The 21,598-nt window shown below is 63.9% G+C and carries 20 protein-coding genes; 12 read left to right on the top strand and 8 right to left on the bottom strand.

Annotated elements, in window-relative coordinates; all coding sequences use genetic code 11:
- The first annotated feature begins 6 nt into the window (after window positions 1-6).
- From ACDK93_RS08385 to ACDK93_RS08360, 6 genes are all read left to right on the top strand, one after another.
- A complete protein-coding gene (locus tag ACDK93_RS08385) occupies window positions 7-873 on the top strand; it encodes an MBL fold metallo-hydrolase (RefSeq protein ID WP_458072138.1) in 867 nt (288 codons plus the stop codon).
- Window positions 874-961: 88 nt separating this feature from the next.
- A complete protein-coding gene (locus ACDK93_RS08380; RefSeq protein WP_458072137.1) occupies window positions 962-2,644 on the top strand; it encodes a TIGR01244 family sulfur transferase in 1,683 nt (560 codons plus the stop codon).
- On the top strand, window positions 2,644-3,420 hold the full coding sequence (locus ACDK93_RS08375) for a sulfite exporter TauE/SafE family protein (protein WP_458072136.1): 777 nt from the start codon (window positions 2,644-2,646) through the stop codon (window positions 3,418-3,420). The genes ACDK93_RS08380 and ACDK93_RS08375 overlap by 1 nt, the downstream gene beginning before the upstream one ends.
- Before the next feature lie 129 nt (window positions 3,421-3,549).
- The gene (locus ACDK93_RS08370; protein WP_458072135.1) at window positions 3,550-4,965 is read left to right on the top strand and encodes a cytochrome ubiquinol oxidase subunit I; all 1,416 of its coding nucleotides are present in this window, start codon (window positions 3,550-3,552) and stop codon (window positions 4,963-4,965) included.
- Between the two features lie 26 nt (window positions 4,966-4,991).
- Window positions 4,992-5,981: a cytochrome d ubiquinol oxidase subunit II gene (gene cydB / locus ACDK93_RS08365; protein WP_458072134.1), complete on the top strand. Its 990-nt coding sequence runs from the start codon at window positions 4,992-4,994 to the stop codon at window positions 5,979-5,981.
- A gap of 1 nt (window position 5,982) precedes the next feature.
- Complete coding sequence (locus tag ACDK93_RS08360) at window positions 5,983-6,114, top strand: hypothetical protein (RefSeq protein ID WP_458072133.1); 132 nt, start codon at window positions 5,983-5,985, stop codon at window positions 6,112-6,114.
- 111 nt (window positions 6,115-6,225) lie between these two features.
- Here the strand turns inward: ACDK93_RS08360 and ACDK93_RS08355 are convergent, their stop codons facing one another.
- The 6 genes from ACDK93_RS08355 to bla all read right to left on the bottom strand — a co-directional run bounded on the left by ACDK93_RS08355 (window position 6,226) and on the right by bla (window position 12,070).
- Window positions 6,226-7,386, bottom strand: a complete 1,161-nt coding sequence (locus ACDK93_RS08355) for a murein hydrolase activator EnvC family protein (protein ID WP_458072132.1) — start codon at window positions 7,384-7,386, stop codon at window positions 6,226-6,228.
- 113 nt (window positions 7,387-7,499) lie between these two features.
- Complete coding sequence (gene aqpZ, locus ACDK93_RS08350; protein ID WP_458072131.1) at window positions 7,500-8,243, bottom strand: aquaporin Z; 744 nt, start codon at window positions 8,241-8,243, stop codon at window positions 7,500-7,502.
- Between the two features lie 166 nt (window positions 8,244-8,409).
- A complete protein-coding gene (locus ACDK93_RS08345) occupies window positions 8,410-9,459 on the bottom strand; it encodes an aldo/keto reductase (protein WP_458072130.1) in 1,050 nt (349 codons plus the stop codon).
- A 75-nt stretch (window positions 9,460-9,534) separates the two neighbouring features.
- Window positions 9,535-10,269, bottom strand: a complete 735-nt coding sequence (locus ACDK93_RS08340) for an SDR family oxidoreductase (protein ID WP_458072129.1) — start codon at window positions 10,267-10,269, stop codon at window positions 9,535-9,537.
- 282 nt (window positions 10,270-10,551) lie between these two features.
- The gene (locus ACDK93_RS08335; protein WP_458072128.1) at window positions 10,552-11,094 is read right to left on the bottom strand and encodes a cytochrome b; all 543 of its coding nucleotides are present in this window, start codon (window positions 11,092-11,094) and stop codon (window positions 10,552-10,554) included.
- Window positions 11,095-11,197: 103 nt separating this feature from the next.
- Window positions 11,198-12,070 carry a class A beta-lactamase gene (gene bla, locus ACDK93_RS08330; RefSeq protein WP_458072127.1) on the bottom strand — a complete coding sequence of 291 codons (873 nt, stop codon included), beginning with the start codon at window positions 12,068-12,070 and terminating at the stop codon, window positions 11,198-11,200.
- Between the two features lie 186 nt (window positions 12,071-12,256).
- Here bla and ACDK93_RS08325 point away from each other — a divergent pair, with 186 nt between their 5' ends.
- The 3 genes from ACDK93_RS08325 (at window position 12,257) to ACDK93_RS08315 (ending at window position 15,965) form a co-directional block, all read left to right on the top strand.
- On the top strand, window positions 12,257-14,164 hold the full coding sequence (locus tag ACDK93_RS08325; RefSeq protein ID WP_458072126.1) for an AMP-binding protein: 1,908 nt from the start codon (window positions 12,257-12,259) through the stop codon (window positions 14,162-14,164).
- A 140-nt stretch (window positions 14,165-14,304) separates the two neighbouring features.
- Complete coding sequence (locus ACDK93_RS08320; protein WP_458072125.1) at window positions 14,305-15,405, top strand: hypothetical protein; 1,101 nt, start codon at window positions 14,305-14,307, stop codon at window positions 15,403-15,405.
- 56 nt (window positions 15,406-15,461) lie between these two features.
- On the top strand, window positions 15,462-15,965 hold the full coding sequence (locus ACDK93_RS08315) for a gluconokinase (protein ID WP_458072124.1): 504 nt from the start codon (window positions 15,462-15,464) through the stop codon (window positions 15,963-15,965).
- Between the two features lie 52 nt (window positions 15,966-16,017).
- Here the strand turns inward: ACDK93_RS08315 and ACDK93_RS08310 are convergent, their stop codons facing one another.
- Entirely contained in the window at window positions 16,018-16,659 is a 642-nt protein-coding gene (locus tag ACDK93_RS08310; protein ID WP_458072123.1) for an HD domain-containing protein, read from the bottom strand.
- Window positions 16,660-16,783: 124 nt separating this feature from the next.
- On the opposite strand from ACDK93_RS08310, the gene ACDK93_RS08305 reads away from it, so the two are divergent.
- Both ACDK93_RS08305 and msrA read left to right on the top strand, forming a co-directional pair.
- A complete protein-coding gene (locus ACDK93_RS08305) occupies window positions 16,784-17,746 on the top strand; it encodes a GlxA family transcriptional regulator (RefSeq protein WP_458072122.1) in 963 nt (320 codons plus the stop codon).
- A 354-nt stretch (window positions 17,747-18,100) separates the two neighbouring features.
- Window positions 18,101-18,607, top strand: a complete 507-nt coding sequence (gene msrA / locus ACDK93_RS08300; protein WP_458072121.1) for a peptide-methionine (S)-S-oxide reductase MsrA — start codon at window positions 18,101-18,103, stop codon at window positions 18,605-18,607.
- Between the two features lie 54 nt (window positions 18,608-18,661).
- Here the strand turns inward: msrA and ACDK93_RS08295 are convergent, their stop codons facing one another.
- Window positions 18,662-19,015: a hypothetical protein gene (locus ACDK93_RS08295; RefSeq protein WP_458072120.1), complete on the bottom strand. Its 354-nt coding sequence runs from the start codon at window positions 19,013-19,015 to the stop codon at window positions 18,662-18,664.
- A 344-nt stretch (window positions 19,016-19,359) separates the two neighbouring features.
- On the opposite strand from ACDK93_RS08295, the gene ACDK93_RS08290 reads away from it, so the two are divergent.
- Window positions 19,360-21,576 (top strand): penicillin acylase family protein, encoded by a 2,217-nt coding sequence (locus tag ACDK93_RS08290; RefSeq protein WP_458072119.1) that lies wholly within the window; start codon window positions 19,360-19,362, stop codon window positions 21,574-21,576.
- Window positions 21,577-21,598 lie beyond the last annotated feature (22 nt).

The raw sequence follows: 21,598 nt of genomic DNA, 5'->3' as shown, positions 1-21,598 counted from the left end.
ACCGCCATGCATAAGCCCGACGTCGAATCCTTTTTTGAAAGTTCGACCAACACCTTCAGCTACGTCGTCTGGGACGCCGCGACCGGAAAAGCCGCCGTGCTGGACTCCGTCCTCGATTACGACGCCGCTTCCGGCCGCACCAGCTTCGCCTCTGCCGACGCGCTGATCGCCTTTGTACAAGCGAAAGGATTGCACACGCAGTGGGTGATCGACACGCATGTGCATGCCGATCACCTGTCGGCCTCGCCCTACGTGCAAAGCAAACTGGGCGGCAAGCTGGCCATCGGCGAACACATACGCACCGTGCAGGACACGTTCGGCAAGCTGTTCAATGCCGGCACCGCGTTCCAGCACGACGGCAGCCAGTTCGATCACCTGTTCAAGGACGGCGAGCACTATTTCGTCGGTGATATCGAAGCTATCGCGATGCACACGCCCGGGCACACGCCCGCCTGCATGACCCATCTCATCGGCGATGCCGCGTTTGTCGGCGACACCCTCTTCATGCCCGACTACGGTACGGCGCGCTGCGATTTTCCCGGTGGCGATGCCCGCGCGCTGTACCGCTCCATCCAGAAAATCTTCGCGCTGCCTGACGCCACGCGCATTTTTCTCTGCCACGACTACAAGGCCGCCGGCCGCGACCAGTTCGCGCATGAGACGACGGTGGGTGCGGAGCGTCAGGGCAATATCCACGTGCGCGACGGCATTACCGAGGACGCGTTCGTGCAGATGCGCACCGAACGCGACGCGACGCTGTCGATGCCGCGACTGATTCTGCCCTCGGTCCAGGTGAACATGCGGGCGGGCCACCTGCCCGAGGCCGAAGAGAACGGCGTGCGCTATCTGAAAATACCGATCAACACGCTTTGAGGACGGCCCGCGCGCGGCGCCACTGGCGTCGCCCACGATACCGACGTTCGATTGCTGCAAGCACGCTTCTCCACACGGAAACCCGATCATGCCGCCCAAACGCCTCACACCCTCGCTGAGCGTGGACACTCAGATCGACGAAGCCGATATGGCCACCCTCGCCGGGCTCGGCTTTCGCAGCGTCATCAACAACCGGCCCGACGGTGAAGAGGCGCAGCAGCCGAGCAGCGCAACGCTCGACGCGGCGGCGCAAAAAGCCGGATTGGGCTATCGCCACATTCCGGTCATATCCGGGCAGATTCAGGGCGATCAGGTCGATACTTTTGCGGCGGCGATCGCGTCGATGCCGACGCCGATCCTGGCATTCTGTCGCACGGGCACGCGCTCCACCTCGCTGTGGGCACTCACCTCGGCGCCAGCGCTGGGCGCCGAGGCCGTACTGCAAACCGCATCCGACGCCGGCTACGATCTGAGCGCCCTGCGCCCGCGCCTTGAGGAGTCGAAAACGGCCGCGCATCCAACGACGGTGAAGCCGCGCCTGCGGACGGCCGTGCAGGTGCTGATTGTCGGCGGCGGTTCGGCCGGGTGTGCCGTGGCGTCCAGCCTGCTGGCGCGCGAGCCGTCGCTGGAGATCACGATCATCGAGCCCAGCGACAAGCACTACTACCAGCCGGCGTGGACGCTGGCCGGCGGTGGCGTTTTCGACATTGCCAAGACCGAAGTGCCAACGGCGCAGGTGATTCCTCGCGGGGTGAAGTGGGAACGTGCCGCCGTCGACACGCTGATGCCCGAACGCAATGGCGTCAGGCTCAGCGACGGTCGCCAGATCGATTACCAGTATCTGATCGTGACGCCAGGACTGATGCTGCGCTGGGATCGCATCGAAGGACTGTCGGACGCGCTGGGGCGCAACGGCGTCACCTCCAACTACCGCTTCGACCTGGCACCCTACACCTGGAAACTGGTGCGCGAGCTCAAGCGTGGCCGCGCGCTTTTCACGCAGCCGGGCATGCCCATCAAATGCGCCGGCGCACCGCAGAAAGCGATGTATCTGTCGTGCGACCACTGGTATCGCCAGGGGCTGACCGACCAGATCGATGTGCAGTTCCACAATGCCGGTGCGGTGCTGTTCGGCGTGCAGGACTTCGTTCCGCCGCTGATGGAATACGTAAAAAAATATCAGGCGCAGCTTTGCTTCAACTCCACGCTGGTGGGTGTCGATGGCGCCGCCCGTCGGGCGACATTCGAGGACAAGCAGGCCGACGGCACCACCCGCCGCCGCGTGGTCGACTTCGACATGCTGCATGCCGTGCCGCCGCAGACCCCGCCGGATTTCGTGAAGGACAGTCCGCTGGCGGATGCGGCCGGTTGGCTGGCCGTCGATCAGCAGACCCTGCGCCATCCCACGTTCGAGAATGTCTTCAGCCTGGGCGACGTGTGTTCGGCGCCGAACGCAAAGACGGTGGCGGCGATTCGCAAACAGGCGCCCGTGGTGGCGGAGAACCTGCTGGCGGTCATGCATCATCGCCAGCGGCATGCGGTGTATGACGGCTACGGCGCGTGCCCCCTGACGGTCGAACGCGGGCGCGTGGTGCTGGCCGAATTCGGCTATGGCGGCAAGCTGTTGCCGACGTTTCCGCTCGATCCCACGAAACCGAGCCGACTGGCCTGGCTGCTGAAGGCCAAGGCGCTGCCGCCGATCTATTTCCACATGGTGCTGCGCGGGCGCGAATGGCTGGCCGAACCGGTCATGGTTGACGGGGCGCTCTGATGCATGCCCTGGCGCTGCAGGATTTTCTGGCCGTTCTTTGCGGTTCGCTGGTCGGCTTTTCGCTGGCCCTGATCGGCGGTGGCGGCTCCATTCTCGCCATGCCGCTGGTGCTCTACGTGGCCGGCGTACACGACCCGCATCTGGCTATCGGAACAAGCGCGCTGGCCGTTGCCGCCAACGCCTTCGCCAACCTGATACCGCACGCGCGCGCCGGACACGTGCGCTGGAAGGCCGCCTTCACCTTTGCAGCCACCGGCGTCATCGGCGCTTACGTCGGCTCGACCTTGGGCAAGGCCGTGAACGGACAGCGCCTGCTGGTGCTGTTTGCCCTGCTGATGCTGGTGGTGGCGGCGCTGATGCTGCGCGGGCGCCGCGGTGGAACGGTAGATCGCTATCCGCTACCGCACATGTATCCGCGCCTGGGCGCCACCGGGCTGGGCGCTGGCGCACTGTCCGGCTTCTTCGGCATTGGCGGCGGATTTCTGATCGTGCCGGGGCTGATGCTGGCCAGCGGGATGGAGATCATCTATGCGATCGGCACATCGCTGTTTTCCGTCGGCGCGTTCGGCCTCACCACCACGGTGAACTACGCCATGTCCGGACTGGTGGACTGGCGCGTGGCGGCGGAGTTTATCGGCGGCGGTATTATCGGCGGCTGGATCGGCGCACTCGGCGCCAGGCGCCTGGCAAAAACGCGCGGCGCACTCAACCTTATTTTCGCCATCGTCATCATCCTGGTAGCGATCTTCATGCTGTTCAAGTCGCTTCGTCACTGAGCCTGTTTACCGCGGCCACAACGCCGCAGCGAAGGGCCCCGAGCTTGCATCGGCGTAACCTTGTCGATGCCGATTCATCCGCACGCGTGTGCACTTGAACGCAAGTTCCGTCACGCTGGAGTTACCGCTGTGAACCACGTTGGTGATGCTCTGCTGCTCGCGCGAACCCAGTTCGCGTTTACCGTGTCGTTCCACATCATTTTTCCCGCGATCAGCATCGGCCTGGCCAGTTATCTGGCGGTACTCGAAGGCCTGTGGCTGCGCACCGGAAAGGTGGTTTATCGCGAGCTGTTCTTCTTCTGGTCGAAGATTTTCGCCGTCGGCTTCGGCATGGGCGTGGTCTCCGGCGTGGTGATGAGCTACGAATTCGGCGCCAACTGGGCGGGCTTTTCGCAGGTGGCCGGCGCGGTCACCGGACCGCTGCTCGCCTATGAAGTGCTCACCGCGTTTTTTCTCGAAGCGGGTTTTCTCGGCATCATGCTGTTCGGCTGGACGCGCGTCGGGCCGCGCCTGCATTACCTGGCGACCTTGATGGTCGCCGTCGGCACACTGATCTCCACGTTCTGGATTCTGGCATCCAACAGCTGGATGCAGACGCCGCAGGGCTTCTCGCTGGTGAACGGCAAGATCGTGCCGGTGGACTGGTTCAAGATCATCTTCAATCCGTCGTTTCCCTACCGCCTGATGCATATGGCGATCGCCGCCTTCATCGTGGCCGCCATGCTGGTCGGTGCGTGCGGCGCGTGGCATCTGCTGCGCGGACGTCGCGATGCGGCGATCAAGAAATCGTTCTCGATGGCGATGTGGATGATCGTGTGCATCGTGCCGATCCAGATTGCCGTCGGCGACGCGCACGGCATCAATACGCGCAAATATCAGCCGGCCAAGATCGCCGCGATCGAAGGCCTGTGGGAGACCGAGAAAGGCGGTACCTCGCTCAACCTGGTGGGCTGGCCGGACATGCAGGACGAGGTCACGCGCTACGCGGTGAAGATTCCGCATCTGGGCAGCCTGATCCTTACGCACAGCTGGAACGGCGAGATCCAGGGCCTGAAAGACTTTGCTCCGCGCGATCGGCCCGATTCCACCATCTTGTTCTGGAGTTTCCGCATCATGGTGGGCATGGGTTTCCTGATGCTCTTTCTCGGCCTGCTTGGCCTGGCGCTGCGGCGCGGTAACCGGCTCTACGAGTCGCGCTTTTTGCAGCGCTTCGCCCTGCTGATGGGGCCATCCGGTCTGATCGCGCTGCTGGCCGGCTGGGTCACCACCGAAGCCGGGCGACAGCCGTGGGTGGTTTACGGCGTGCTGCGCACGGCCGATGCGTCGTCGGCGCTTTCCGCCCAGCAGGTCGGCACGTCGCTGATGATTTTCGTCATCGTGTATTTCGTGGTGTTCGGCACCGGCATCTACTACATGCTCAAGCTGATGGGCAAAGGCCCGTCGCTGGCCGATACCACCGACACGCACGGCGACGACACCGGCAAAGGCGCGCCGCGCTTCGACCATCGCCCGCTCTCCCGTCCCACCGATCCGATCGACGAATAGGCACCGCCATGCACATCGATCTCCCCATGATTTGGGCCGCCATCATTGGCCTGGGCGTGTTCCTCTACGTGCTGCTCGACGGCTTCGATCTCGGCATCGGCCTGCTCTTTCCGTTCTTTCATGGCGAAGGCGACCGCGAAGTCATGCTCAACACGGTCGCCCCGGTGTGGGACGGCAACGAGACGTGGATGGTGCTGGGCGGCGCCTGCCTGTTCGCGGCGTTTCCGGTCGCCTACGGCACGCTGCTGCCGGCGGTGTATCTGCCGCTGATTGCGATGCTGTGCGGACTGATATTTCGCGGCGTGGCCTTCGAGATACGCGCCAAGGCACGGCGCACGCAACACTTGTGGGAGCTGGCCTTCATGCTGGGCTCGGCCATGGCGACGTTTTGCCAGGGCGTGATCCTGGGCACGCTGCTGCAGGGCGTCACCATCGTCGACGGACGATTCGCCGGCACCGCGTTCGACTGGCTCTCGCCCTTCAGCCTGTTCTGCGGCCTGGGCCTGCTGGCCACCTACGCGACGCTGGGCTGCACCTGGCTGGTGATGAAAACCGACGGCGAGTTGCAGCGACGCATGCGCGTGATGGTCAAGCCACTGGTGCTGACCCTGCTGCTGGTGATCGGCGTAGTCAGCCTGTGGACGGTGCTGGGCCAGCAGGCGGTGGCCGACCGCTGGTTCGCCAGACACAACTTCGTGTTTTTCGCGCCGGTGCCGATCCTGGTGCTGGCCTGCGTGGCGGGCATCGTCAGGTTCAACACGCGCGGGCACGACACGCTGCCGTTTATGCTGACGCAGGCGATTTTGTTTCTGGGCTACAGCGGGCTGCTGATCAGCATTTTTCCGTACATCGTGCCGCCGTCGCTGACGATCTGGGCCGCTTCCTCGCCACCGTCGAGCCAGAAGTTTGCGCTGGTCGGCGTGCTGATCATCCTGCCGATCATCCTGGCCTATACGGGGCTGGCGTACTGGGTATTCCGCGGCAAGGTGCGCCACGGCGATGCGGGGTATCACTGATATGGACCCACCCAAGCAATCGCCGCTGCACAAGCGGCTCGGCTGGTTTTTTCTCCTCTACGCCGCAGGTTTCCTGGCCGTGCTGATCGTCGCAGGACTCTTCCGTGTTCTGGTGCTGGATGCGGTGCGATAGGCGACAGCGAAATCCAGCGTGAATCAGCGCGGCCAAGCGTCGCGGCGCATCACTGCATTCAACCGCGCTTGAACGACGACCCGACATGATCGGTCGAAGCACGATGTGAACTCAGCGAAAGCCGATCACCACATCGTTCAACGGCAGCTGCGCCTGGCGATATTGCGCCGGTGGCGCGGTCCATGGTTCGCCCTGGCCGAACAGCTGGGCTTCGGATTCGGGCCCGAAAAAGTCGAAGCGATCAAACACGAACGGCAGACCTTCCGAGCCTTCAAACGTGGCCGCATTGGACAGCTGAAAATGCAGATGCGGTGCGCTGGAACCGCCGGACTGGCCGAGATGTCCGAGCAGCTGACCGCGCGTCACGCGATCGCCGGCGCGCACTGTGACGCTGCCGCGCTGCAGATGCGCATAGCTGGCGAATTCGCCGGCCGAGAGCCGCAACACCACGTAGTTGCCGAAGACCCCGCGCGCGGTCAGCGAATCGGGTTCGCCCTGTGGGCTGAGCGGCGCATGCTCGAGCTCACCGTCGTGCGCATCAGCGACCACACCGTCGGCGACAGCGATCACGTCGGCGCCGTAGCCGATCCAGTCGGCGTAGCGCGAGTGACTGATGTCCTTGACGCCTGGGCGCGTGACGTGACCCTGCTGATCGACGCCCACGAGATCGAAAGCGTAGCGCTGCGGAATCGTCACCATGCCGTTCACCGCGACCAGGCTGCCCCAGTGATGCGAGTGCGCGTTGCCCGGTCCTTCGTGCGCCAGCCACCGACCACCACGCAGCGGTGGGCCGATGATCAACGGTGCCGCGGTATTCACCGGCACCAGCACGCCATCGAGCAGTTCGGTTTTGCCTTTTGCCGCAGCGAACGCCATGCGGTGTCGAAGCGCGCGCGGCGCCACGCTGCCTGCCGGCAGCGTAATCCATACATAGATCACGACGCGCTTGCCCGATTCGATCGCCACCGGCGTGTGCTCTGGTGGCGTGGGGCGCGCCATGTCGGCCAGCGCGCTTGCGCTGAAATGGGCTAGCGGCGCAGTGGCATCATCGCCGTAAACGTCGAGACCCTGCGGTTTCAGCGGGCCGGTATCGCCGTAGATATTGGTGATGTCCAGCTCGTAGGCCAGATGACTCCTTCCGTCGGTTCCCGTAAACGCCGTCGGCGCAAATGGCACGCGTGCCTCGACGGGCGCCAGCGGCTGCTGTGCAGCAACCGTAGAGCTCCAACACAAGGCCACAGCAAGCGTCCACGTCGTGTAGCGTCTTTTCATCGGTGACTTCCCCTGTCGGCTGGAGCACGCAGCATGTAGCGGCCGCGCTGGCGATGGCAAGCATGGCCCGCTGCCCTTCGCTGCGATGGGCCATGCTCGCTTGACCGCGCCGCTCAGGTGATCGGCACGTCACCGACGATATTGGGACGGTCCGCACCGAGCCAGCGGTAAAGCGAGCCGCCGATCAGGCCACCCGCGATGGGCGCCACCCAGAACAGCCACAGCTGGGCGATGGCGGTACCGCCGGCAAACAGCGCCACGCCGGTGGAGCGCGCCGGGTTCACCGAGGTGTTGGTGACCGGAATGCTGATCAGGTGGATCAGGGTCAGCGCCAGGCCGATGGCCAGCGGCGCAAAGCCCGCCGGCGCGCGGCCGTGCGTGGCGCCCATGATCACCACCAGAAACATGGCGGTCATCACCACTTCGCACAGCGCCGCAGCGGTCAGCGCGTAACCGCCCGGGGACATCGCACCGTAGCCGTTGCTGGCGAAGGTGCCCGCCGCGTTGGGATCGATCGCGAAGCCGGGCGCGCCGCTGGCAATATGCAAAAGTATCGCGCCGCCCACGACGCCGCCGATGACCTGCACCACCACGTACGGCACCACGTCGCGCAGCGGAAAGCGCCCGCCCGCCCAGAGCCCGATCGTCACCGCCGGATTGAAATGCGCGCCGGAGATGTGGCCGAACGCGTAGGCGCCGCTGACCACCGTCAGGCCGAACGCTAGCGACACGCCGAGCAGACCGATGCCCAACGGATTGCCCGGCCCACCGAACTTGGCCGCGAGCACCGCACTTCCACATCCACCCAGCACCAGCCAGAACGTGCCCAGAAACTCGGCAACGAGTCGTCTTAGCATGACGCGTACTCCCCAGGACGGACCGGCCCAGCGCCAGTCCAATCCGCGCACTTTGCGCCCGCGCAAAGCGGTCCGCAATAGTGCGCTTGCACCGGGTCGATACCTGCCTCAGCACTAGACCATCGGGCACCGATCAACGGCGATGCCCCGATGTCGAAGCGTCGAATCAACGCTCGTCGGCGGCAGCGATCTGCTTCTTTCGGTACTGGCCCTGCATATCGAACATCCAGCCGGGGTACTCCGACGGCAGCGCGCTGACCTTGTCGAGCGCGGCCAGTTCTTCGGCGTCGAGCTTCACTTCGGTGGCGCCGATATTGTCATTGAGCTGTTCGATTTTCTTGGCGCCGATGATCACGCTGGTCACCGCCTTCTGATGCAGCAGCCATGCCAGGGCAATCTGCGCCACCGATACGCCGCGCTTGTCGGCCATGCCGCGCATCGCGTCGATGCAGTCGTAGCCGCGCTCCTTGTTCACCGGTGGAAAGTCGAAGCTGGCGCGACGGCTGCCCTGCTCGCCTTCCTTGTCGCGGCCGTACTTGCCGCTGAGCAAGCCGCCGGCCAGCGGGCTCCACACCATCAGACCGATCTGCTCGCTAGTCAGCGCGGGAATGATCTCGCGCTCGAGATCGCGGCCGGCCACCGTGTAGTACGCCTGCAGCGACTGGAAGCGCGACAGCCCATGTTTTTCTGAAATACCCAGCGCCTTTACGATCTGCCAGGCCGCCCAGTTGGATACGCCCACATAGCGCACGTGACCATGCTGCACCAGGTTGTCCAGCGCGCGCACGGTTTCCTCGATCGGCGTGGCGGCATCGAAACCGTGCACCTGATAAAGGTCGATATGGTCGAGCTGCAGTCGCTTCAGGCTGGCTTTGACGCCGTCCTGGATATGATGACGAGTGAGCCCACGCGAGTTGACGCCCTTGGTACCGGTCTCGCCGAACACCTTGGTCGCGACGATCACGTCTTCGCGCGGCACTTTCAGATTCTTCAACGCCTGGCCGGTCATGATCTCCGACTGGCCAACCGAATAGACGTCGGCCGTATCGATGAAATTGATGCCGGCCTCGAGCGCGCGGCCGATCAGTTTGTCGGCATCGGCCTGTTTCAGGTCGCCGATCTTGCTCCACATCTCCCCTTCACCACCGAAGGTCATGGTGCCCAGGCAGAGTTCGGAGACGAAGACGCCGGTGTTGCCGAGTTTGTTGTAACGCATGGCTTGCCATCCTGTGTGGGTGTCGTACGGTGGCGCGCGCTTTTCGAAAAGCGCGCGTTCTCAGCGTCGGAAAATTTACGGAGAAATCTGCCGAGTCGGCATGATCAGCGACTCCTGCATATTGACGTGCGCCGGCTGGGCGAAGGCGAAAACCAGCGCGTTGGCGATGTCTTCCGCGTGCAGCGCATCGATCGAGTCGCGCCGCTCCTTCATCTTGTCCGGCGGCACGTTGAAGCCCCAGTTGGTATGCACGGAGCCCGGCTCGATCAGCGAGACGCGAATGCCTTCGTCACCGAGCTCCTTGCGCAGCGCGTCGTGAAAGCCCACCACCGCGAACTTGGTCGCGTTGTAGACCGACCAGCCGGCGATGCCATAGCGGCCTCCGACGCTGGATACCGTGCTGATCATCGCGCCCTTGCGACCACGCATCAGCGGAATCGCCAGCTGGGTGCAGTTGAGTACGCCGTAGAGGTTGGCGTCGATGGTCAGCTTCCACTCCTCGCGCGTGCTTTTCTCGAAGGGGTTGTTGTAACCCACGCCGGCGTTATTGAAGAGCAGATCGATGCCGCCGAACTCCGTCTTTACCTCGGCGAAGACCTTTGCAATCGCCGCTTCATCCGCCACGTCGGCGACTTTCACCACCGCACGATCGCCGAGCTCCCTGGCCAAAGCATCGAGCTTGTCCTTGCTGCGCGCGACCAGCACGACCTTCACGCCTTCTTCCACAAGCGCCTTCGCGGTCGCCTGACCGATGCCGCTGGACGCGCCGGTGATAACGGCGACGCTATCTTTGATATCTCTGAATTTCATGGGGGGATTCCTTGGACGGGTTCAATACGCGTAGGTAACTATTCGTGTCCAAAGCAGGTACAGGGAATGGGCGGCCATTATGTCGCGTTGCGATCTCCGTGCAGCCGGCTTCGAGCATCTCTGACTCAAGTATCCCCAATCGCCCGTATGCGCTGCGTGACTCGTGCCCGAACGCGCGCGCCGTGCGCTTTCATGGCACGCAGGAACCCCGCCACATGCCATTCGTGCAGCATCGTCAACGATCGCGCAACGCCTTGCGCAGGCGACCCGCCACCGATTCGATCAGAGTATGCGCTTGAGCGTGTTGTCGCGGCGGCCAAAGTGATGCCAAAGCGCGGCGGCAATGTGCAGGCCGATCACGTAGTAGAAAATCGTACCGATGGTGCCGTGGATATCTTCCAGCTGATGCGACAGGGCGGAGTTTGGGGTGCCCACGAAAGACGGCAACAGGGTGACGCCGAACAGCGTCACGGTTTTCCCGCCGACCTGCAGCGTCACGATGCCCAGGATGGGCTGCACGACCAGAAAGGCGTACAGCGCCAGATGGGTCAACTTGCCAAACACATCGATCGCGTGGGGCAGCGCCGGCGCGATCGGCGGGGCACCGCGGCGCAGCCGCACCATCACTCGCGGCAGCATCAACAGCAGCACGGCGATGCCAGCCGTGAAGTGAGCCGCCTTGATATTCGTTCGCAGAACGCTGCCCTTGGGGAAAAAATCGCATACGTTGATGAAAACGTAGGCGAGCAGGACCAGCGCGAAGACCGTCCAGTGCAAGTACCTGGCGGCGGCGGTGTAGCGCGAACGTGATTCGATGACGGCCAAGATATGTCCCCGGAGAAATGGCCGCAAAAAGGCGGCGCTCCAGCATCCAGCCGGCGGCTTTGCGATTGCTTAGCGCCAACGGCGGGAAAATCGGGCACTTGCTCTACAGCGACGCGGCAATGCGGCCTACCCCGGCCAACACCGCGTTGCGCGTCGCGTCGTCGGCCGACGAACCAGCGTAATACGCCGTCACCAGCAGCGGACTGCGCTGCGGGGGAAAAAGTATGCCGATGTCGTTGGTTTCGTTCTGCGCACCGCTGCCGGTCTTGTCGCCTACCGTCCAGCCAGCCGGCAGCCCCGCCCGGAGCTTTTCCGCACCGGTCGTGCAACCGCGAAGCCAGACGATCAGCTGCGCGCGCGAGGCCGCGCCGAGCGCATTGCCCAACAGGAGCTTTTGCAGTGTGGCGAGCATGGCGTTCGGCGTGGTGGTGTCGCGGATATCGCCGGGGCTGGCGATGTTGAGATCCGGCTCGATGCGATCGAGCCGCGTCACCGTATCGCCAAGGCTTCTGGCATATCGGGTCACGGCGCCGGGGCCACCCAGGCTGGCCAGCAGCAGGTTGGCCGCGGTGTTGTCGCTCACGGTAATCGCCGCCGCGCACAGCTCGGCGATGCTCATGCCCGGTGCACCCACATGCTGGCGCGTGATCGGCGCGTAGCTGAGCAAGACGTCCTGGCCGAACACCACGCGTCGGTCGAGACGCTCGGCGCCCTTGTCCACGCGCGCCAGTACCGCGGCGACCGCCAACAGCTTGAACGTACTGCACATCAGAAAGCGCTGATCGCCGCGATGCATCGCGCGACGCCCGTTGCCGGTATCGATTATGCCGACGCCGAGTCGCCCGCCGTGCTGGCGCTCGATCGCGGCGAGACGTCGATTGGCATCATCAGAGGTGCCCGCGAGTGCCCACGACGGGCGCAGCACGAGCGCGGACGCGCCGAACAACGCGGTTTTGAGCAGGCTTCGACGATTCATGGTTCTCCCGGGCAGCGGCAATGACAAAACATCCATCGAGCATGGTCGCCGATCGCGACGACAACCTGCAAAAAATAAGGCAATGCGATGGCATCAGCCCGACCGTGCTTCGCGTTGCCTTCCGTTCCCGCAGACGATGGCGTTACCGACGATCACTCGCCCACGGTTCTCCGTTATCGTTCGCCCATGGAAAAAACGCTGCTCGAGCAACCGCTGGTCATGGCGCCCGATCGGGTCAAGCCGCCGACCACGCCGCAGGAGGCCGACAGGCTGCGCACGCTCACTCCCGAAGCCTACTGGCTGGAGATGGCACGTGCCTTCGTCTGGGATAAGCCGCCTGAAAAAGCGCTCGACGGCGTGCTGGGCGACTTTCGCTATTTCCCCGGAGCGATGGGCAACGTCAGCGTCAACTGCCTCGATCGCTGGCCGGCCGAACGCGTCGCGCTGCACTACGAGCGCGAGGACGGCCTCAAGGAAACCTGGACCTTCGGCGCGCTCACCGACGCCGTGGCCCGCTTTGCCGCCGCGCTCGAAGACCTCGGCGTGCGCAAGGGCGATCGCGTGGCGGTCTACGCCAGCAACGTGCCCGAATCGTTTATCGCCATCCACGCCTGTTATCGGATCGGTGCGATCTACTCGGTGATCTTCGCCGGCTTCAGCGCCTCCGCCGTGCGCGATCGCATCGTCGATGCGCAGGCCAAGGTCATCGTGTGCACGGACGCCACGCTGCGGCGCGGCCGCGTGGTGCCGATCAAGTCCACGCTTGACGAAGCGATGCACGGGTTGGCGTCGCCACACATCATCGTCGCGCGCCGCGTCGATCGCGCCTGTCCACTGCGGGACGGCGAGCACGATTTCGCCGAATTGCTTGCAGCCACCGTGCGGCGCGCGGCGCCGCTGTCGCTCGAGGCCAACGATCCCGGCTTCATCATCTACACCTCGGGCACCACGTCCAAGCCGAAGGGCCTGGTGCACTCGGGCATCGGCTTTCTGGTTGGCACGTATGCCAACGTCAAGTGGTCGCTCAACCTCGGCGCCGACGATATCTACTGGTGCACGGCCGATGTGGGCTGGCTGACGTTTCCGATCTTCGCCCTTGTCGGTGGCCTTGCCCATGGCGCCACGCACGTGATCTACGAAGGCAGCCTCGACACGCCGACGCCCGGACGCGCTTACCAGGTGATGGCCGATTACGGGGTCAACAAACTGTTCACCGCGCCCACCGCCCTGCGCATGCTGCGTCGCGCCGGCGATGCGCTCCTGCAACAGCATGACACCAGCAAACTGGCGCTGGTTTCACTCGTCGGCGAGCCACTCGACCCCGATACGTGGCTCTGGACGCGCGACAGGCTCGGCCGCGGCAGCATCTTCGTCAACAACACCTACGGGCAAACCGAAACCGGCACCGCGTGGTCGAGCAGCATGGTCGGCCTCACGCCCACGCGCCCCGGCAGCTGCGGGCATACGCTGCCCGGTTACGTGCCCCGCGTGCTGCGCGATGACGGTTCCGAAGCGACGCCCGGCGAGGTTGGTGCGCTGACGCTGGGCGCCCCGTTTCCCTGCCTGGCCCGCACGGTCTGGGGCGATCACGCGCGTTATGTGAAAACCTATCTCACCGCCTTCCCCGGTCACTACCTGTCCTCCGATGCCGCGCTGTTCGACGCCGACGGCCAGCTGTGGGTCACCGGCCGGATGGACGACGTCATAAACGTCGCCGGCCATCGCCTGGGCACCATGGAGATGGAAGCGGCCCTGCTTACGCACGCAGCCGTCTCGGAGGCTGCGGTGGTCACCCGGCCCGATGCGATCAAGGGCATGGTGCCGGTGGCTTTTGTGGTGCCGCGGGCGGGCTACGCCGACAGCGCCGAACTGCAGACGGCGCTGTGCCAGTCCATCGTCGATGCGGTGGGCGCCATCGCCCGCCCTGCACGCGTCATCGTGGTTTCCACGGTACCGCGCACGCGCAGCGGCAAGATCATGCGACGCGTGCTGCGTGATCTTGTCGTCGACGGCGCGGCGTCAGGTGACTTGACCAGCCTGGAAAATCCGGACGCCATCGATGTGGTGCTGCGGACACTGAGGCAATCCCATTAGCTCGAAAAAAAAATGGCGGACCCGCCGATCGAGTGACCACTCCGCCGTGTCAACCGGCGACGATCAAAGCCGCTACAGTGGCGGCAACATTCCTGAATCCATGGCGATCCAACGTGGTCCGGCTCTTACCGACACGCATCTTGAAAGGTGTTTTTTTGTGCGCGCTAGCGATTTTGATTACGGCTACTTTCGCGGCCTATGGCGACACCAAAACCGCCCGGCCCGTCAGGGGCGTGACCTTCTTCTATCTCGATAGCGCCACCGAGGACTTTCCGTGGGTGCTTGCCCATCAGCGTGATCCCATAGTTCGTGCCAGGATCGACGCGCTGCTCGCGCAATACCGCAGCGCCGGCGTCAACTGGATCCGTCTACTGGTGTCCTATGACTACTTTTCTCGCGCCGAGGTCGAGCCGGCCCCGAGCCGTGCGCTGATAAAGCAAGTCAACGACTTCATCGGAATTACACACAGCGGCCCTAACGCTGGACAGTTCCATGTCGAAGTGGTGTTGACCACTCATCGCGACGTGCACGGTTTGTACTCAGACGTCGCGCCATACGCGCATGACAAACGCTGGCTGCAGAGCTGGATCGACCATCTCGACTACACCAATCTGGGTATGATCATGCTCGCTGGCGATCTGTCGCCCTGCTATCTGTCCGGTTGCTATGGAGACAGAACGCAAGTGCAGGCGCTGCCGATGAATCACGGTGCGTGGATAACGTCGATCTGGGCGTGGAAGCAGTCCCGTTTGCCCAAGCTTGCCGCCTCTTATGAAGTCATCGGCGTACAGAGCCTGAGCAACAATGATCCAGCCCTGATCAGCAAACTGGCCACCTGGATGGACGTCCATACGCCAACCAATCCGGTAACGGCCGTGTCGCTGTACGTTTCCCTGCCGGCCGGATCGACCTGGCAGGATTATGCCAAAGCTACCAACGTCATCCTGGACACCTACGCGGCGGCATCGACCAAACCCCTCTGGATCGACGAGTACGGCAAGTCGGTCGGAATTCAGTGGACCACGCAGGACCAGAGGGCGGCTTTTGAGGGCTTTCTCACCGCCAGTCTTTGCCAACGGCAGAATCCGTATGCCGCGTTCGCCTGGGTTGGTGGCAGGGACTACCCCTATAAAAGCGGCGAGTGGTTTGGCCTGGTCGACTCATTCCGCGGTTCCACTCCGGTGATGATGCCGGCCTGGAAAGACCTCGCGCACTTCTACACCATCGCTGGCTGCTCTTGAATGCGCGCAGCCCACCATCCGCAGCTTGCGGCTTCCTCCTTCGATAAGGAATAACCATGGTTATCGTCATCATGGGCGTATCCGGTTGCGGCAAAACCACCATCGGGCAATCGCTGGCCGACGCGTTCGGCTGGAATTTTCAGGAAGGCGACGCCCTGCATCCGCGGGCAAATATCGACAAGATGAGCGCAGGCATCCCGCTCGACGATGCCGACCGCTGGCCATGGCTGGATCGCATGGCCGCATGGATGCGCAGCGAACACAAACAACACCGCCATGGCGTGGTGAGCTGCTCCGCCCTCAAGCGCAGCTATCGCGACCGGCTGCGCCTGAGCGACACCGACGTGGGCTTTGTGTATATCCAGGTGCCGCGCCACGAGCTGGAGCGCCGTACACAGCAGCGCCATCATTTCATGCCCACGTCCCTGCTCGACAGCCAGCTGCAAACGCTCGAAGAACCGGCATCGGATGAAGACGCGTTGACCGTATCGGGGGAGGCATCCATTGACGCGCTGATCGGCGACGTTTCGCGCTGGCTGGAGGCACGAGTCTCTCGCTGATCGGCGCCATCGCGCCTGCATGGGCGCAGGCCGATTCAGCGCAAGACGCCGTCTATGAAGCCCAGCGCGACTGACGTATCACATCACAGAAATTACCGCGCACGAAGCGTGGATCCTTCTCGGCCAGCACGTCCGCCTTCACGTTGCCGAAGGTCGTTTCCGGCTTGTGCCTTATTCCGTCGTAAAACGCCTGAATGATGTCTTCCTTGAAATGCTCGCTGCGCGGAAAGGCGTCCACCACGGCCTGGCGCTCCTCGTCCGGGTAAAGCGCGTGGGTCAGGCCCAGCACATCCATTTCGACACCCGCCGTCACCAGCGCCACCACCGGGTGCATGTGCTGCGGAATGCCGGGCGTCGTGTGCAGCGCGATAGCCGTCCATACGATACCCAGCTCCGACGGAGCGATACCGTGGCGACGGAGAAAATCGCGCGCCGCATTGGCGCCGTCCACTTCGAAGCGCTCGTGCGCGCTGCTGTACTTTTCCGTCAGGCCCATGTCGTGAAACATCGCACCGGCGTAAAGCAGATCAGGATCGAAGCTCAGTCCGCGCTGGCGAGCGGCGATGGCCCCGAAGTAATAGACGCGGCTGGAATGGTTGAAAATCAGCTCCGACGTGGTGTCGCGAACCAACTCGGTCACTTCTTTCGCCAGAGCGCGCTCCGGCACCTGGATGCCGCTAATCGTGGTTTGCATGATCGTTCTCCTTGATGGCCAGACTTCAGGCTAGGCCCGGCGCGTCATGTCCTCAATCAGTCAAACCATTCACTTTCTGCCATCATAGGTCCGAGGCAGCCATGCAGGCGCCGAAGCGGCGACGATGAAAACAAAGCGAGTCGTTCTGCTGGCCATGCCCGGCGTGCAGCTACTGGATGTTTCGGGGCCGATGGACGTCTTTGCCGAAGCCAATGTGCAGGCCGGCTGGCCGGTTTACGACTTGCAGCTGCTCGCCAGCGAACTCGGCGAGATCCGCAGCTCCTCCGGCGTGCGTCTGATTCCCGATGGCGTGGCGCGCGGCAGGGAAAAAACGCCCATCCATACCCTGCTGGTCGCCGGTTCGCCACACGCCGCCGATACGTCGTTCGGCGACACTGCGCTGCGATGGCTCAATGCCCATGCGCCGCGTACCCGGCGATTCGGCTCGGTATGCACGGGCGCCTTCATGCTGGCGGCCGCCGGCCTGCTCGACCGCAAGCGGGTCACCACGCATTGGGCGGTGGCGGACCAACTGGCCCGCGCCTATCCGCACGTCATCGTTGATGCCGATGCGATTCACGTGCGCGACGGACGCCTGCGCACGTCCGCCGGCGTCACCGCCGGCATGGACCTGGCGTTGGCGCTTGTGGAAGAGGACCTGGGCCACGCCATCGCAAAACAGGTTGCCTCGCAGCTGGTGATGTTTTTCCGTCGACCGGGCGGACAGACCCAATTCAGCCGCTGCGGCGAGCTGGAAGTGGCCGGCCGGTCATCGCTGCAGGAGCTGCAGCGATGGGCTATCGCCAACCCCGAACAGGACCACAGCGTGACGGCGCTGGCTGCACGGCTGCGCATGAGCCCCCGGCATTTCGCCCGCATCTTCCGCCACGAAATAGGCACGACGCCCGGGGTCTGGGTGGAAACCATGCGACTGGCCGCCGCCCGAGAAATGCTCGAAGGCGAGCACGGCGCGCCGAAACAGGTTGCCGCGCAATGCGGCTTCGCCGACGTGGACAGTTTTCGCCGGGCCTTCAGCCGCGTGTTCGGGCTGTCGCCCGCGCAATACCGTAAATCACATGCGCGGTGATTGTTCGGCGCTGCAAGACTGAAAGCTCGCCGCTGACGGATGACGCAGAGCCCGTAGAAAGAGACCCGCCATCGCGAGCTAACCACTCACGCGGCGAACCCCGGCTGCCCGGAGCGACGGGTTTCAGCGCGGATCAAATCGATCGCGAAAGCATCGCAAGTTCTAACATCGCCACGCGAAGCGCATTGAAATCAATTGACGGATCGCCAAGCTCGCCGGCCCTTCAACGCCCGCGCAATGGCGGCTACAAGGCGGCAATCCACCGCACGCGCTGTCCCGTCCATCCCCTTTGGACTGCCAGACACGCCCCCCATATCACCAATTCAGAACACTCATCACCCAGGAGCAAAATCCATGACCGCAACAACCGAACGTGCCGTACTCGCCGGCGGGTGCTTCTGGGGCATGCAGGAGCTGATCCGCAGCCAGCCGGGAGTTATCTCCTCCCGCGTGGGCTACTCCGGCGGTGACGTACCCAACGCCACCTATCGCAATCACGGCACGCACGCCGAGGCGATCGAGATCATCTTCAACCCGGCAGTGATCAGCTACCGCACCCTGCTGGAATTTTTCTTTCAGATCCACGACCCGAGCACGCCGAACCGCCAGGGCAACGACCGCGGCGTGAGTTATCGTTCGGCAATCTTCTACACCAGCGAAGAGCAGAAGGACGTTGCCGAGGACACCATCGCCGACGTCGATGCCTCCGGCCTATGGCCGGGCAAGGCAGTGACCGAGCTGGCGCCGGTTGGCGACTTCTGGGAGGCCGAGCCCGAGCACCAGGACTATCTGCAGCACTACCCCACCGGCTACACCTGCCACTTCATCCGGCCGCAGTGGAAACTGCCGCGCCGCGCCTGACGACAAACAGACCGACCCGCGTGCGCGAGGCAACTCGCGCACGCGGCGGCTCGCTCAATGCAGCGACATCGCCCAGGTGATATAGGCCGCATTGACGGCCGTAAGCGTCAGCGCCACCAGAAAAATAACGTCGGCCATGCGTTCGAGCCGGTAGTTGCGGGTGAGGCTGCGGGTGCGTAGCGCCCAGTACGACAGCAGGCACGATGCCAGGTAAAGCATCGCGTTCACCGCCAGCAGGTCTTCGGCCACCATGTCGGACTTGTGCGTGGAGATCACCACGCGAATGATGCCCACCACCGTCAGACACACGCCGACCATCGCGGCCGAGGCGGTAAAGATATGCACACAGATGTTTTCATCCAGACGGATACGCTGGGATTTGCGCGGCGTGTTGACTGGAAACTTCATGCAGCTTCTTCGCTGACGGCGGACGACTCCGTCATTGAACACGGAACACATGCATTAGTTTCATCCCGGCACGTCCCGTAAGGCCGCTGCGATTCAGCCAATGAGGTGCTAATTAAATAACGGCGACGCGGCGCGCCCGGTGCGTCAATACCCTCGATGCTTCCTGCGCCACCGAGTGGTGAGCCCACAACCATGCCTCCCGCGTCGGACAGCGGCGTCTTCCCGAGGGTTCAGCGATGTGGCGGCGTGGCGGCGCTCACATGACCCGGCGTGCGCATCGCCCTACGACACCCCGACACCGGTAAAGTACAGATCGTGATCCGGTTCTGGGGACGGAAAAGCTGATGCCTGTAAGCCTGTCGCAATACGCTGGTTTTCCAAAGCGCCTGCTGCCTGTCGCTACCGCGATCGCACTGCTCATATCCGCGCAGGCGCATGCCACCGGCGATCGCTCCGACACCGCGCGATGGCAGCGCGAAGCGCACGACGTCACCATTACCCGCGACGACTGGGGCATCGCCCACGTGCACGGTAAAACCGATGCCGACGCCGTGTTCGGCATGGCCTACGCGCAGGCCGAGGACGACTTCAACCGCGTCGAAACCAACTACCTCAACGCGATGGGCCGGCTCGCCGAGGCCGAGGGTGAGCCGGCGATCTGGCAGGACCTGCGGATGAAGCTCTTCATCGACCCGGTGGCGCTGCAGGCGATGTACGCAAAAAGCCCGCGCTGGCTGCAGGCGCTGATGAACAGCTGGGCGGACGGCCTCAACGACTACCTGGCCGAGCACCCCGACGTGCATCCGCGCGTCATCAAGCACTTCGAGCCGTGGATGGCGCTGAGCTTCAGCGAAGGCAGCATCGGCGGCGATATCGAGCGCGTGGCGCTGAATCCGCTGGAAGCGTTTTACGGCCAGAATCCGGCCGCGCTGGCGCGCGTCGATCCGCCGTCGAGCTGGAGCGAACCGACCGGCTCCAACGGCATCGCCATCGCGCCCAAGCTCACCGTCGACGGGCACGCGCTGCTGCTGATCAACCCGCACACCTCGTTCTTCTTCCGCTCCGAGCTGCAGATGAGCAGCGATGCCGGACTCGATGCGTACGGCGCCGTGACCTGGGGCCAGTTCTTCATCTATCAGGGCTTCAATCCGCATATCGGCTGGATGCACACCTCCACCGGCGCCGACGTGGTCGACGAATTTGCCGAGACCATCGTGCACAAGGACGGCAAGCTGTTCTATCGCTACGGCAGCGAGCTGCGGCCCGTCACCAGCAAGATCATCACCGTGCCCTATCGCGCGAAAGACGGCTCGATGGCCGAACGCCGCTTCACCGTCTACGCCACGCATCACGGTCCGATCGTGCGGGCCGCCGACGGCAAGTGGATCGCCATCGCGCTGATGAACAAGCCGGTCGAGGCGCTCGAACAAAGCTGGCTGCGCACCAAGGCCAGCGACTACGCCAGCTATATGAAAGTGGCCGAGCTGAAGGCCAACTCGTCCAACAACACCATCTTCGCCGACGACAAGGGCGAGATCGCGTACCTGCATCCGCAGTTCATCCCACGGCGCGATAACCGCTTCGATTACACCCGGCCGGTCGACGGCAGCGATCCCGCCACCGACTGGAAAGGCCTGCTGCCGCTCGACGCCGCGCCGCACCTGCTCAACCCGCCGAACGGCTGGATCTTCAACACCAACGACTGGCCCTACTCCGCCGCCGGACCGTACAGCCCGAAACAGGCCGACTACCCGCGCTACATGGACAGCTTCGGCGAAAACCCGCGCGGCATCCACGCCACCGCCCTGCTCACCGGCCAGCGCGACTTCACCCTCGCCTCGCTGATCAGCACCGCGTTCGACTCATACCTGCCCGCGTTCGCGCGGCAGATACCGATCCTCGTAGCTGACTACGACGCGCTGCCGGCCAGCGATCCGCTGAAACCAAAACTCGCCAGCCAGATCGCCCTGCTGCGCCACTGGGACTATCGCTGGGGCGTCACCTCGATACCGACGTCGCTGGCGGTATTCTGGGGCGACACCCTGTGGGATTCGGTCAGCAAGGCCGATACCGCCGAGGGCCTGTCCATCTACGACTACATGGCCGAGAAAGCCGGACCCGCGGCGCGCCTGCAGGCGCTGGCCGAAGCCTCCGACCGGCTGGAAAAGGACTTCGGCAGCTGGGGCACGCCATGGGGCGAGATCAACCGCTTCCAGCGCCTCACCGGCGATATCGAGCAGCCGTTCAACGACGCCAGGCCAAGCATCCCGGTGCCGTTCGTCTCCTCACGCTGGGGCTCGCTCGCCTCGTTCGGCGCGCACCGCTGGCCGGGCACGAAGCGTTACTACGGCACCAGCGGCAACAGCTTCGTCGCCGTGGTCGAATTCGGCCCCAAGGTGCACGCCCGCGCCATCACCGCCGGCGGCGAAAGCGGCCACCCGCACTCGCCGCACTTCAACGACGAAGCCGAGCGCTACAGCACCGGCAATCTGCGCACCGTGTACTTTTGGCCGGAGGAACTGCAGGGGCATATTGAGCGGGTGTATCGCCCGGGATCGTGAGTCGTGATTTCAACAACTCCAT

The organism is Rhodanobacter sp. BL-MT-08 (genome assembly GCF_054161255.1).
The sequence above is the reverse complement of the archived record's forward strand: the minus strand, read 5'-3'. Positions and strand labels throughout refer to the sequence as shown.

Bases quoted from the DNA above. Each gene is read 5' to 3' on its own strand.
- ACDK93_RS08385 (WP_458072138.1), top strand. From the start codon at position 7: ATGCATAAGCCCGACGTCGAATCCTTTTTTGAAAGTTCGACCAACACC.
- ACDK93_RS08380 (WP_458072137.1), top strand. From the start codon at position 962: ATGCCGCCCAAACGCCTCACACCCTCGCTGAGCGTGGACACTCAGATC.
- ACDK93_RS08375 (WP_458072136.1), top strand. From the start codon at position 2,644: ATGCATGCCCTGGCGCTGCAGGATTTTCTGGCCGTTCTTTGCGGTTCG.
- cydB (WP_458072134.1), top strand. From the start codon at position 4,992: ATGATTTGGGCCGCCATCATTGGCCTGGGCGTGTTCCTCTACGTGCTG.
- ACDK93_RS08360 (WP_458072133.1), top strand. From the start codon at position 5,983: ATGGACCCACCCAAGCAATCGCCGCTGCACAAGCGGCTCGGCTGGTTT.
- ACDK93_RS08355 (WP_458072132.1), bottom strand. From the start codon at position 7,386: ATGAAAAGACGCTACACGACGTGGACGCTTGCTGTGGCCTTGTGTTGG.
- aqpZ (WP_458072131.1), bottom strand. From the start codon at position 8,243: ATGCTAAGACGACTCGTTGCCGAGTTTCTGGGCACGTTCTGGCTGGTG.
- ACDK93_RS08345 (WP_458072130.1), bottom strand. From the start codon at position 9,459: ATGCGTTACAACAAACTCGGCAACACCGGCGTCTTCGTCTCCGAACTC.
- ACDK93_RS08340 (WP_458072129.1), bottom strand. From the start codon at position 10,269: ATGAAATTCAGAGATATCAAAGATAGCGTCGCCGTTATCACCGGCGCG.
- bla (WP_458072127.1), bottom strand. From the start codon at position 12,070: ATGAATCGTCGAAGCCTGCTCAAAACCGCGTTGTTCGGCGCGTCCGCG.
- ACDK93_RS08325 (WP_458072126.1), top strand. From the start codon at position 12,257: ATGGAAAAAACGCTGCTCGAGCAACCGCTGGTCATGGCGCCCGATCGG.
- ACDK93_RS08315 (WP_458072124.1), top strand. From the start codon at position 15,462: ATGGTTATCGTCATCATGGGCGTATCCGGTTGCGGCAAAACCACCATC.
- ACDK93_RS08310 (WP_458072123.1), bottom strand. From the start codon at position 16,659: ATGCAAACCACGATTAGCGGCATCCAGGTGCCGGAGCGCGCTCTGGCG.
- ACDK93_RS08305 (WP_458072122.1), top strand. From the start codon at position 16,784: ATGAAAACAAAGCGAGTCGTTCTGCTGGCCATGCCCGGCGTGCAGCTA.
- msrA (WP_458072121.1), top strand. From the start codon at position 18,101: ATGACCGCAACAACCGAACGTGCCGTACTCGCCGGCGGGTGCTTCTGG.
- ACDK93_RS08295 (WP_458072120.1), bottom strand. From the start codon at position 19,015: ATGAAGTTTCCAGTCAACACGCCGCGCAAATCCCAGCGTATCCGTCTG.
- ACDK93_RS08290 (WP_458072119.1), top strand. From the start codon at position 19,360: ATGCCTGTAAGCCTGTCGCAATACGCTGGTTTTCCAAAGCGCCTGCTG.